Source organism: Thermocoleostomius sinensis A174 (assembly GCF_026802175.1).
Lineage (GTDB): Bacteria > Cyanobacteriota > Cyanobacteriia > Elainellales > Elainellaceae > Thermocoleostomius > Thermocoleostomius sinensis.
In genome coordinates, this window is record NZ_CP113797.1 from 4,419,109 (window position 1) to 4,431,171 (window position 12,063).

General features: G+C 50.5%; 11 protein-coding genes and 1 tRNA gene. 6 read left to right on the top strand and 6 right to left on the bottom strand.

Annotation, left to right across the window (positions count from 1 at the left end):
- Nucleotides 1–158: 158 nt before the first annotated feature.
- The 3 genes from OXH18_RS19055 to OXH18_RS19065 all read left to right on the top strand — a co-directional run bounded on the left by OXH18_RS19055 (nt 159) and on the right by OXH18_RS19065 (nt 3,021).
- A tRNA-Gly gene (locus tag OXH18_RS19055) sits at nt 159–230 on the top strand.
- Nucleotides 231–1,335: 1,105 nt separating this feature from the next.
- On the top strand, nt 1,336–1,746 hold the full coding sequence (locus tag OXH18_RS19060; RefSeq protein ID WP_268608973.1) for a hypothetical protein: 411 nt from the start codon (nt 1,336–1,338) through the stop codon (nt 1,744–1,746).
- Nucleotides 1,747–1,758: 12 nt separating this feature from the next.
- On the top strand, nt 1,759–3,021 hold the full coding sequence (locus OXH18_RS19065; RefSeq protein ID WP_390904398.1) for a glutamate-5-semialdehyde dehydrogenase: 1,263 nt from the start codon (nt 1,759–1,761) through the stop codon (nt 3,019–3,021).
- A gap of 27 nt (nt 3,022–3,048) precedes the next feature.
- Here OXH18_RS19065 and OXH18_RS19070 read toward each other — a convergent pair whose 3' ends face one another.
- From OXH18_RS19070 to OXH18_RS19080, 3 genes are all read right to left on the bottom strand, one after another.
- Entirely contained in the window at nt 3,049–3,552 is a 504-nt protein-coding gene (locus OXH18_RS19070) for a hypothetical protein (protein ID WP_268608976.1), read from the bottom strand.
- Nucleotides 3,553–3,808: 256 nt separating this feature from the next.
- The gene (locus OXH18_RS19075; RefSeq protein WP_268608978.1) at nt 3,809–4,630 is read right to left on the bottom strand and encodes an acyl-CoA desaturase; all 822 of its coding nucleotides are present in this window, start codon (nt 4,628–4,630) and stop codon (nt 3,809–3,811) included.
- 49 nt (nt 4,631–4,679) lie between these two features.
- On the bottom strand, nt 4,680–5,495 hold the full coding sequence (locus OXH18_RS19080; RefSeq protein ID WP_268608979.1) for an acyl-CoA desaturase: 816 nt from the start codon (nt 5,493–5,495) through the stop codon (nt 4,680–4,682).
- Nucleotides 5,496–5,728: 233 nt separating this feature from the next.
- Here OXH18_RS19080 and OXH18_RS19085 point away from each other — a divergent pair, with 233 nt between their 5' ends.
- Nucleotides 5,729–7,045, top strand: coding sequence for a methionine gamma-lyase family protein (locus OXH18_RS19085; RefSeq protein WP_268608980.1), 1,317 nt, complete (start codon nt 5,729–5,731; stop codon nt 7,043–7,045).
- Here OXH18_RS19085 and OXH18_RS19090 read toward each other — a convergent pair.
- Together OXH18_RS19090 and rsgA are read right to left on the bottom strand one after the other, a co-directional pair.
- Entirely contained in the window at nt 7,025–7,357 is a 333-nt protein-coding gene (locus OXH18_RS19090) for a DUF7693 family protein (RefSeq protein WP_268608982.1), read from the bottom strand. The genes OXH18_RS19085 and OXH18_RS19090 overlap by 21 nt on opposite strands.
- A 4-nt stretch (nt 7,358–7,361) precedes the next feature.
- The gene (rsgA, locus tag OXH18_RS19095) at nt 7,362–8,465 is read right to left on the bottom strand and encodes a ribosome small subunit-dependent GTPase A (RefSeq protein WP_268608984.1); all 1,104 of its coding nucleotides are present in this window, start codon (nt 8,463–8,465) and stop codon (nt 7,362–7,364) included.
- 454 nt (nt 8,466–8,919) lie between these two features.
- Here rsgA and OXH18_RS19100 point away from each other — a divergent pair, with 454 nt between their 5' ends.
- The gene (locus OXH18_RS19100) at nt 8,920–9,099 is read left to right on the top strand and encodes a hypothetical protein (protein ID WP_268608986.1); all 180 of its coding nucleotides are present in this window, start codon (nt 8,920–8,922) and stop codon (nt 9,097–9,099) included.
- Between the two features lie 293 nt (nt 9,100–9,392).
- Nucleotides 9,393–11,228: an aspartate kinase gene (locus tag OXH18_RS19105; RefSeq protein ID WP_268608988.1), complete on the top strand. Its 1,836-nt coding sequence runs from the start codon at nt 9,393–9,395 to the stop codon at nt 11,226–11,228.
- Between the two features lie 34 nt (nt 11,229–11,262).
- On the opposite strand, the gene OXH18_RS19110 is transcribed toward OXH18_RS19105, so the two are convergent.
- Nucleotides 11,263–12,057 (bottom strand): SDR family oxidoreductase, encoded by a 795-nt coding sequence (locus OXH18_RS19110; protein WP_268608990.1) that lies wholly within the window; start codon nt 12,055–12,057, stop codon nt 11,263–11,265.
- Nucleotides 12,058–12,063 lie beyond the last annotated feature (6 nt).

The following is a 12,063-nucleotide window of genomic DNA, read 5'->3' on the forward strand; positions in this document are numbered from 1 at the left end:
GAACGGCAGATGGAGAAGATGGGGAAGCATTTTCCCCAAGGTTCCTCTATTCTCCGCCTCCCACCTCCCACCAACCAGCTTTGTCCTTTCAAATCAGTTGACTTAAACTAGTTGACAAAACTAGAGAACTTTGACACCATAGAAATTGCGCGATTTTCGCGGGTGTAGCTCAGTGGTAGAGCGCAACCTTGCCAAGGTTGATGTCGTGGGTTCGAATCCCATCACCCGCTTCTTAAGGTCTTAGAGAATTTTCAGGTGGGGTGGGTATTTCACCGTGCTCCCTTCGAGCACTGGTCAGTAGCTCAAGCCATAATCGAGGGGTTGTCTGTTGGGAGAAGAGTTTGGAGATGAGGGCAGCTCCGACGTAAATTCAGCAACGCCAGAAATTAGATAGGTATGGAGTGAGGCGATTGTGGTAGTCGAGTGTAGCTTTACTAATTAACTTGTGAGTCTTTAGCTGAGTAGGTTAGGGTAGGTTATTCACTCGAATCGCTTGATTATTCCATAGCAAAGTGATAGCCTCAGGAATCGAGGCTATCTTTTTCTCTGTGAAAGGTAGTCATCGCATCAACATCAACCTAGAAGCTAAATTCTAGGACGCTGATTAGGGAAGTGACCAGCAACCCTAACCAGCTAACCTTAAACCGGAGCGTGACCGGTCTAAGGCTAGAAGAGATTATCTCATCTAGCTGACAGATCCTGCTGCAATGGTGAATCGAATTTGGCTTCTAGTTTCCTCATCTGAAACTAGGAGTTTTCACTATGGCTGACTTCATTGATATTCCATCGGGAGACGCACGATCGGTCAGAAGCAAGCGCCGCGCCGTCAAAATCTTGATGATTGGACAACCCGAAGACGTAGCGGCTGAGATTGCCCACCTGTATCACTGTGGCTACGGTCGGTGGAAAACTGGTCGCGGGCCTTGCCCTATGCCCAGATTCAACAAGCCACGGTGCGAGAACCCGGAGAGATTATGCGGATTTACAAGCGCTATGTCGATCGGTAGGAGGTAAGCGGGAATCGAGAATCGGGAGTTGGGAGTCGGAAATCGGGGTTGGCTGGTCGCGTTCACCACCTATCTATACAGGCTATACACGTCTGTCCATGTCTGATTCACCCGACTCCCTGCCCTCAATTTGCTTTTGAAAAGAGTGTTAACAATCACCGCTGTGATCCTGGTTTAAGCTACATTGGGAGGTATGAGAACTCAAACAAGTAGTTTAGTTCTGAGTGGCGATTACAGGTTCTAATCTGGAAAGCTGCAAGACCGATCGACTCGTTCTTTGTCTTTTCTGCGTCTTCCAAGCTAGATTCACCTAATCTTATTGCTGACTGTGCAATCTCAGAAACTTCAAAAAATTGATTTTAATCAAGAATATCCTTGCCCCTGTCGCCGTCGGGGACGCTTGACGCCGATCGCCCTCACTGAAGCCTTCGGCTGTAATCGCTGTCAGCAAATTTTTGTGGTGCAAGATAATGGGTATGTGATTGAACAGCTTTCAACCAATTATCCTTACAAGCGGGCGTGGCGTTGGACAGGCAATCAATGGAATATTGCCCACTCCAGTCTAGGACGTGGCTATCTGCCTCTAACGCTGGTTACCATTTTTGTGCTGGTTTTCTTGCTGCTGCTGACAACGCTTCAATCGCCTTTAAGCAACAGTGTGACGTTTCGGGTGATTGCAGCACTGGTGCTGTCTATGATGCTAGTCTTAATGCTATGGCTAGTTTGTAGACGTTATTAGTCACCCCCAGGTATCTTGACTTCTTCACCTGATCTGATTACCGTTGCCCAACGTGCTCTACATTCTTCGGCTGTTTTAGCAGCCGTGAAAGGAGGAGAGCGCAGTCGGGCTTTACAGTTTATGTCCGAGTCTCTGCGCGAGCGACAGGACGATATTTTAGAGGCCAATACCCTAGATCTGGAGGTGAGCCGCGAGATGGCCGTTCCAGAGTTGATCCTAGACTGGCTGAAGCTCACCCCTGAACGGTTGCAAACGGCTGGGCAAATCTTGCAACGATTGGCAGAGCTTTCTGATCCAATTCAGCAGGTGATGAATGTGCCATCTTATCAGGTAGATGAATGCCATACCTACTATCAATTGATGCCGTTGGGCGTAATTGCGCTAGTGTATGAATCGTTTCCAGAATTAGGGGCGATCGCAGCGGGGTTGTGTGTACGCAGCGGCAACAGTTTAATTCTGCGGGGTGGTCCAGAAGCGAGTCACTCGAATCAGGCGATTGTGGATACGCTGCAATTGGCGTTGGAAGATGCAGGGTTGCCAGTCGGCTGTCTGCAACTGTTGTCGGCTGATCAGGGGGATGTGATTCGAGACGTGGTGACGCTGGATCGTTATATCAATCTGGTGATTCCCTATGGACGATCGAGCTTGGTGCAGCAGGTGATTCGACAAGCTACGGCTCCGGTCTTGAAAACGGCGATCGGCAATTGCTATCTATACTGGTCTCCGTCTGGCGGCTTGGATATTGCCCGTTGGATGATTTTAGATAGCCACCTCAGTGAACCTGATGCGGTCAATGCGATCGAAAAAGTGTTGATACACCGGGATCACAGTATGGCCGCTTTAAAAACCCTCTGGAATAGCTTGAAAGAAAAAGGCTTTAAGCTGCGAGGAGATGAGGTGCTGCTGACGGAATTTCCTGAGGTGTTTACGGCAGGTGTGGACGATGCTGAATGGGGGCAAGCTTATCTGAACGATACGATCGCCTTCAAGGTGGTAGACAAACTGGAAACGGCCATTAGCTGGATCAACCAACACAGCAGCGGCCATGCTGATTGTCTGGCCACCGAATCGTATCAAGAGAGCCGCCAGTTTGCCTTGGGCGTCAACAGTTCCATGACCTATATCAACGCCTCTCCGCGCTTCTATCGCAACCCCAAACGCGGCAGCCCGATCGCCTTGGGCATGTCGAACCAAAAGGGGCATCGTCGTGGGTTGATTAGTCTAGAAGCCCTAACGACGATGAAGCATATTGTGCAAGGAAACGGAGGGTATTAGTTGGTAGCTAGTTGCAAACAGACCAATCTATTGACACAAATCGGCTGTCCACTCGTCTGAACCACGCCCCGGCTGGCATTTGTTTTGTTGCGTCACTCGCACAAGCTGCCAAGTTGGTTGCCCTTGCGTACTTGCCACAGGTTCAAATTCATAGCGGGTACGAATGGCCCGAACCGAGTCATCTGGTAGCCCGCGCACTACTGATTCCACCACCGCCCGATCGGGTGCAGAATAGGTGACTTTAAGTTGCTCAGACCCGACCAACTCGCCTGAAAATTGCCGCAACTGAAACGCCATCGCCAACGGATCGGGGCCGGGTTCCGGCAAGGCAATGTTTTCAACCACACGATAGTCTTCAGCCGATTCTGGATCAGGATCGGCCGCGGCGTCTTCGTCAACGGACTGAGCGATCGAGTCGTTGGTGTCAATCGCATCTGTGCGAGTTGTAGTCTCCGGTTGGCTGCATCCAACTAGGCCAATCAGTGCAGTAGCGGTGAGTATCACAGTGAGACCACGCGATCGTTTAATCATAAAAATTTTCCTCGATGAAATTTGAATAGGGGTGACTAGAGTAAAATCAGCACTCCAGAACATTAAAGACTTTTAGAGAACAAACTTGGTTCCAGCCTTGGAGGCAGCATAAGTTGAACTGCCCATTACCAGATCTGTAAGGTCAATTCGAGGAATTGGTGTAAGCTCCAGAGAAAAATCAACAAAAAAGCGGGTGTGACAATCGCACCCACTTTTGCTAATTAGATCTGCTAATTAGATCAATCTATGCAATCAGCTAGGCTTGTTTATCCTCGACTAACTTCACCTTTTGCGCCAAGCCCAAAAATTGAAGGACGCGAACCATCATCCAAGTGGCGTCAATTTCCCACCACTTCAAGCCGTGACGCGCCGAATACTGATAAGCATGGTGGTTGTTGTGCCAGCCCTCGCCATAGGTTAGCAACGCTACCCACCAGCAGTTTGTGGAACGATCGCCCGATTCGTAGGTGCGATAGCCAAACTTATGCGTAGCGCTGTTAACCAACCAGGTGCAGTGGTAGACCAACACCAGCCGCACAAACACGCCCCAAACCACGAACGGCCAGCCACCAATTAAATACAGAAGAATGGCAAAGACCACTTGAATGGGGAAAAAGTAGTTTTCCATGAACTGGTAGAACCGATCGTCTTTAATATCCTTGGTGAAGCGATCGACTTCCTTTTCAGCCGGAACCTCATAGAGCATCCATCCCATGTGGCTCCACCAAAAGCCTTTACCTGAATCATGGTGATCCACGGTTTGATCGGAGTGAAGGTGATGGTGACGATGTAGCCCTACCCACCAGATGGGGCCCCCCTGCATTGACAGTGTGCCGCAAAACACTAGGAAATATTCCAGCCATTTGGGTGTTTGAAAACTGCGGTGAGTTACCAGTCGGTGCCAACCGAGTGTAATGCCCAGTCCGCCCGTCACCCAGTGCAAGAAAAGCGCTAGCCCTACGGCGGCCCAGCTAAAGTTGCTGGGCAAAAGAGCAAACAGTGCTCCAATGTGGAGAACAGTCATCACCACAATGACAGTCCAGTCTAAGGGAAGTTTGTTTGAGGTTGCGATAGTCATTCCTAATCTCAATATGAAATTTGCAAACAATCCAGATCGTTAATGGGTTTTACGATTTCTCCACGAGCTTAACTTTTCGGGCTAAGCCCAGCGCTTGCAGGATGCGAATCATCATCCAAGTGGCGTCAATTTCCCACCACTTCAAGCCGTGACGCGCAGAGTACTGAAAGGTGTGATGGTTGTTGTGCCAACCCTCGCCGTAGCTGAGTAGGGCCACCCACCAACAGTTCGTCGAACGATCGTTCGAGTCATAAGTCCGATAGCCAAACTTATGGGTGGCGCTATTGACCAGCCAAGTGGAATGGTAAACCAGCACCAGCCGCACAAACACGCCCCAAATCAAAAATGGCAGGCCGCCGATGAGATAGAGCAATCCGGCAAACACCAATTGCACGTGAAAGAAGTATTTGTCTAGAAATTGATACAAGCGATCGTCTTTAATATCTTGGGTGAACCGGGGAATTTCGTGTTCAACGGGAACCTTGTGGAACATCCAAAACAAGTGGCTCCACCAAAACCCTTTGGTAGAGTCGTGATGATCAACATCTTGATCTGAGTACAAATGGTGGTGGCGGTGCAGTCCTACCCACCAAATGGGCCCCCCTTGCATCGCCAATGTGCCACAGAATACGAGAAGATATTCTAGCCATTTGGGTGTTTGAAAGCTGCGGTGGGTTAATAGCCGATGCCAACCTAAAGTAATGCCGACGCCAGCAGTTAGCCAGTGCAGAAACAAAGCTAGCCCGACCGCCGCCCAACTAAACGTGCTAGGTAGGAAAGCTAGCAGTGCTCCTAGGTGAATAATCACGAGCGCGATGATGGTAGACCACATCAATGGGGGTTTAGGTGATGTTGCAATTGTCATTCAAGTATCTCAATGGGAACAGGTAGCCCGATCTGCGCGACAATTAAGTTCCGCACATTCGCCGAGTTTGGAACCAGGTTTGGGCAAAGGGTAGGTTGCTAGGTTCGATCGGCTGGGCAACGTTGCACAACTTAAACCTAGATGAGTAAAAGTTTCAACCATTCAAGCACCAAACTTTCTGTTTTTGATTGTCGTCATACGGTCATCTCTCTAAAGAGGAGTACGGATTAATAATGAGCAGCATTGAGCGGCTTCAGCAGGCAGAACAGGCACTATTTCAGATTTTTTCTGGTATTGACTCTCAGGTCAAGAAAAACTTACGACGAGTGCTGACTGCATTCCAGACGCATCAGGTCGGCGTCCACCATTTTACCAGTGTAAGTGGCTATGGACATGATGATTTAGGTCGGGAAATTCTCGATCGCGTGTTTGCCGATGTTATGGGGGCAGAAGCCGCGATTGTGCGCGTTCAATTTGTCTCAGGCACCCATGCCATTACCTCTGCATTGTTTGGAGTCTTGCGTCCCGGCGATGAAATGCTGGCAGTGGCAGGTGCTCCGTATGACACGTTGGAAGAAGTAATTGGACTGCGTGGGCACAATCAGGGTTCCTTAAAGGACTTTGGCATTCGCTATCGCCAACTAGAGTTAACCAAAGACGGAGAAATTGATTGGCAAGTTTTGTCACAAGCGGTGCGCTCGGATACTCGCTTGGTTCATATTCAACGATCGTGTGGTTATTCGTGGCGACCTAGCCTCTCCATCATAGACATTGAAAAGATAGTTCACCTGGTAAAACAACAAAATCCAGATACAGTTTGTTTTGTGGATAACTGCTATGGCGAGTTTGTAGAAGACCAAGAACCCACCGCCGTTGGCGCAGATTTGATGGCGGGGTCGTTGATTAAAAATCCGGGGGGAACGATCGTCACCGCAGGTGGGTATGTGGCAGGGCGAGCCGATTTAGTGGAAAAGGCAGCCGCACGACTCACCGCTCCGGGCATTGGCAGCGCAGGAGGAGCTACCTTTGACCAAAATCGGCTGCTGTTTCAAGGGCTTTTCCTTGCCCCACAAATGGTAGGCGAAGCGATGAAGGGCAATCATTTAACGGCCTATGTGTTCCACGAATTAGGGTATCCGGTGAATCCGCTTCCGTTGTCCCCACGTCGCGATGTGATTCAAGCCATTCAGCTTGGTTCTCCCGAAAAAATTATTGCCTTTTGTCGAGCCATTCAAGCCCATTCGCCGATCGGCGCGTACCTCAGCCCGGTTCCAGCACAGATGCCAGGGTATGAAAGCGACCTGGTCATGGCAGGCGGCACCTTCATCGACGGCAGTACCTCAGAATTTTCTGCTGATGGCCCGCTACGAGAGCCATATGTGGTGTTTTGTCAGGGCGGCACCCACTGGACACACGTGGCGATCGCGTTGGAAGCGGCGATTGAGGCGATCGGGGAGAATCAGGGGGAGTCTGGAGTCGGGAACAGAAGCGGGGAAGAAGGAATGAATGAGGACGATCAGGAGGTTTTTTTACGCCGTTGCGGCTCTTAATTTAGATGCGATCGCTACTTGTTCTACCTTGGTTAATAAGCTAATGGGTTCTTCGCCCTGAGCGTACCATTCCTCAAAATCTCCGACGCGATTGTCTGGTGTCACGACGGAATCGACATAATCCAATTCATCACAATCGTTAAAAATCACGACGCGATAGCCGTTGATGTCAAATTCTACATTTCCGGCATAAACCTGCTGCCAACTGCAACTCGGCGCAACCAATCGAGCCGCAACTTCGCCCCGTCCCACTTGCCGCAACAGATCAGCAATTTCCTGTCCCCTTACTTGAAGCTTGATTTTTTGAGTCATTTTCCTACCTCCCCATCTCCCCATCTCCCCATCTCCCTCGATAATGCTGTCGCTGTGCTTTGTGAATTTTTTTCCACTTGGCTTTCTCAAGCTGCTGGGCCCGATCGTCTTGCTTGCGCGCCAAATACGCCAACTCTTGGTTGAGCTTGCGATAGTTAAGAAGTCGGGAAGGATCAAGCAGACCTTGATCGATCGCCCCCTGCACAGCACAGCCCGGCTCCTCCTCATGCTGACAATCACGAAACCGACACTGCTCAGCCAGCGTTCTAATATCCGTGAAGGTGGTTTGCAGACTTTCTTCTCCTGCCCATACCTGAAGCTCTCGCATCCCGGGTGTATCAATCAGCAGGCTGCCATTGGGCAAACACAGCAACGATCGCTGGGTGGTGGTGTGTCGTCCCCGACTGTCTCCTGAGCGCACCGCTTGCACCACTTGCCGATTTTCGCCCAAAAGTTGATTGGTGATGGTCGATTTTCCAACGCCAGAGGAGCCAAGCAGCGCGATTGTCTGACCCGGTTGCAGGTGAGACGTAAGTTGCTCGAGTCCTTGTTGGTGCAGAGCACTGAGTACGGCGATCGGTACACTAAGGGCGAGGTTCTTCACTTGCCATATACAGTGCTCTAGATTTGGGCACTGGTCTGCTTTGTTAAGCACGATCACTGGACTGGCTCCGCTGTTCCACGCCAGAAGCAAATAGCGTTCTAGGCGACGTAAATTGAAGTCACCGTCTAGCCCGGATACCAGAAACACCGTATCCACATTGGCAGCGACTAACTGAGCCTCGGTTTTTCCACCGACTGTCTTTCGCAAGAATTGGCTTTTGCGTGGCAATACATGATGAATGGTGGCGGGTGAATGGGTCTTACTAAGCTGAATCACTACCCAATCACCAACGGTTGGAAAGGCGTGCCACTGCGTCGCTTGATGGCGAAACTTGCCGCTGATCTCTGCCTGTTGTTCCCCGAATTCCGTGTAAAGTGTATACCTGCCGCGATGCTCGATCGCCACTCGCCCGATCGTGTATTCCGTTTCAGTATCCTGCTTCTTGGCATACTGATTGAAACTGCTAGCAAAAAACTTGCTCCAGCCGAATTGCTGTAAATTCATTGCAAATGTTCCTCAGGGTGAATCTCTAGCTCGATCGAGGTTCACAGAGGCAGCAAGATCAAGCGTCCAAGGCAAGTTTCCACCAGGGAATTACCGATGTGGCAGATCTGAGGCTAGTCCTCTGTCACCTCGCGAAGTTGTCTGTGAAGAATTGGGATAATGTAGCGCTGTGCACAACCGACTCAGTCATCATCAAGTCCTCCTATTTCATTGCAATGTTGTGGCGTAATGGGTAACTGGTGATGGGTCATGGGTCATAGCCATGGACACTACAGCAATTGTTCATGACTCGTTAGTAACGACCCATTAGCGATTACCTCTAGCAATTCCCTACCAGCAGACTTGAACTTAAACAAGCTTGCTACTACGATTATACTACACAGATGCTACAAGATCTACTCATTTCGGGAACTGCTTCAGAACATCACTGCCGGAGTATCAAGTTCACCATCAAATGTCGGACGATTGGGACAGGATTGGGGTTCTCACCACGCACATCAACTTTAGCAATGTGGCGCTGCTGACAGAGGTTCTCGATCGCACATTGATTAGTCAGCAAGCTTTTCTAGCGCCGTACATAGCAGGATTTATCCAAGCCTTTCAGCAATCGCAAGAGCAATTTGTAGTGGAGTAGTGGAGTAGTTGCTCCAGAGTAGAGCACTCGCTCTATTCGCGGCATTCATCCCAAATGAATCCGAGGTTTTACCCGACTCGACGCTCCCTTGAGCAGGGCAAAACCTCTTAGAAAAGATTATGTTCACAAGAAGGGCTATGATACAACTGCTTGTGATTAAGTATGGTTAAGCTTAACCGCAGATTTGTCAGAAGGGCTGCGATCGTTGCGAGAGTTTGATACTTTTAATAGGTTGTAAGGTTTGATAGCCATCGGTCATTAGCTGCAACGGCGATGGCGGAGGGTGAAGCAGTATGGCGCTAATTGTTCAAAAGTATGGTGGTACGTCGGTTGGCTCGGTTGAGCGCATTCAGGCAGTCGCTCAACGGGTGAAGCGATCGGTTCAGGAGGGACACTCGATTGTGGTGGTGGTGTCGGCAATGGGCAAAACCACCGATGGGTTGGTGAAGCTGGCGTATGATATTTCGCCCAATCCTAACCGTCGCGAGATGGATATGCTGCTTTCGACAGGTGAGCAAGTGTCGATCGCGCTGCTCAGTATGGCGCTTCAGGAATTAGGACAACCCGCTATTTCTATGACTGGGGCACAGGTTGGCATTGTCACAGAAGCAGAGCATACTCGCGCCCGGATTCTTAGCATTGACCCCGATCGGGTGCAGCGCCATTTGCAGGACGGCAAGGTGGTTGTGGTGGCTGGATTTCAAGGAATTTCTAGCCTGTCTGACTTAGAAATTACAACGCTAGGGCGAGGGGGGTCTGATACCTCGGCTGTGGCCCTAGCTGCCGCTCTCCAAGCCGATCTTTGCGAAATCTATACCGATGTTCCAGGGATTCTTACCACCGATCCGCGCCTCGTGCCCGATGCTCAGTTAATGACGGAAATTACCTCCGATGAAATGCTGGAGTTGGCTAGTTTGGGAGCTAAGGTGTTACATCCGCGTGCGGTGGAAATTGCCCGCAACTATGGTGTCACCCTGGTGGTGCGCTCTAGTTGGACGGATGATCCGGGCACAAAGGTAATCTCGCCAATCCCGCAACCGCGCCCGCTACAAGGCTTGGAAATTGCTCATCCAGTGGATGCGGTTGAATTTGATACCGATCAAGCCAAAGTGGCCATGCTACGAGTGCCCGATCGCCCCGGCATTGCCGCTCGCTTATTTGGTGAGATTGCTCTGCAAAACCTAGATGTGGATTTGATCATCCAATCGATTCACGAGGGCAACAGCAACGATATTGCCTTTACCGTCACGAAGAACTCGCTGAACCGAGCCGAAGCGGTGGCTGCCGCCATTGCCCCTGCTTTACGCAGTCATCCTCATCCCAGTTCAGGTGAAGCTGAAGTCATGGTGGAACGGCAGATGGCTAAAGTCAGCATTGTGGGGGCTGGCATGATTGGTCGGCCTGGTGTTGCCGCTCAAATGTTTGAAACCCTAGCGGAGGCTGGCGTTAACATTCAGATGATCTCTACCTCGGAGGTAAAAGTTAGTTGCGCGATCGATGCAGATGATTGCGATCGAGCCATTGCCGCTCTGTGCAACGTGTTTAACGTCAGCCGTTCACCTTTGCGGGGGCAACCGTCCACCGTTCCTGAACAATCCTCTCTCTCTCTCTCTCCTTCCATTCCTCCGGTTCGTGGAGCGGCCCTCGACCTCAAACAAGCCCGGCTTGCCATTCGTCATGTGCCCGATCGCCCTGGTATGGCCGCCCGAATCTTTCGCCACTTGGCCGATCGCAACATCAGTGTTGACATGATCATTCAGTCACAGCGCTGCCGTTTAGTTAATGGATTGACTACTCGCGATATTGCTTTCACAGTGGCTCAAGCGGATGCTAAAGATGCTCAGATGTTTCTTGAGCAAGCTGCTACTGAATTGGGCTATGGCGAAGTAGTAGTTGATGAGGCGATCGCCAAAGTCAGCATTGTTGGCACGGGTATGGTCGGTCGTCCTGGTATTGCGGCTCGTATGTTTGATGCGTTGGCCAAACAGCAAATAAATATTCAGATGATTGCGACCTCTGAAATCAAAGTCAGTTGCATTGTGGCAGAGGCAGACGGCGTTCGGGCGTTGCAAGCCGTTCACACCGCCTTTGATTTGTCAGGCAACGAACAGATTGTTGTGCCTGCATGAAGCTGGCATGGTTCCCACCTTAGTCAGCCAAAGGCTACATACCCGGAGTAAACCCGCCATCGATCAAAATTTCAGTTCCCGTGATTGAAGCAGCAAGGTCAGATACCAAAAATACTGTCATTGCGGCAATGTGATCGGGATCAACCAATCGCCCAAGCGGAATTGACTGTACTAACTCCGCCTTCGCGTCTTCCAAGCTAATGCCCCGTGCTTGAGAATTCTTCTCGGCGAGATGATTGGCGCGATCGGTGGCGGTAAAGCCAGGTGAAATGGCACTGATACGAATATTGTAGCGAGCGAGTTCTTTGGAAACGCCGCGTGTGAAGTTAAGCAAGGCGGCGTTTGACATACCGCCTGGGAGAAAGTTTGCACCTGGCGTTCGTCCAGCCGAGCCAATGATATTGACAATGCGCCCGTCCTGCCGCTCGATCATGCTTGGCACAACCGCTTTGACCAAGCGGATATAGCCCAGCGGTTTCAGATTCCAGGTGTCTAGATAGGCGCTGTCATCAAGATCTAGAAACGAACCCACCCGAGGCGCACCTGCATTGTTAATTAAAATATCAATGTGCCCGAACTGGTGCAACACAGTAGACACAAGCTGCTCAGCGCTTTCGGTTTGGGTCAGATCGGCTGGAACGGCAATCACCTTAGCAGGCACACTGGCGCAAGCGTGAATCCTTTGTACGGCTTGCTCCAGTTTGCTTGGATCACGAGCCACGATCGCCAAATTCACCCCCTCTTGATAAAGTGCCTTGGCGCAGGCCAAACCGATACCTGCACTGCCTCCTGTGACAATTGCTACTTTGCCTGATAAATTAAAATCCATACCTGT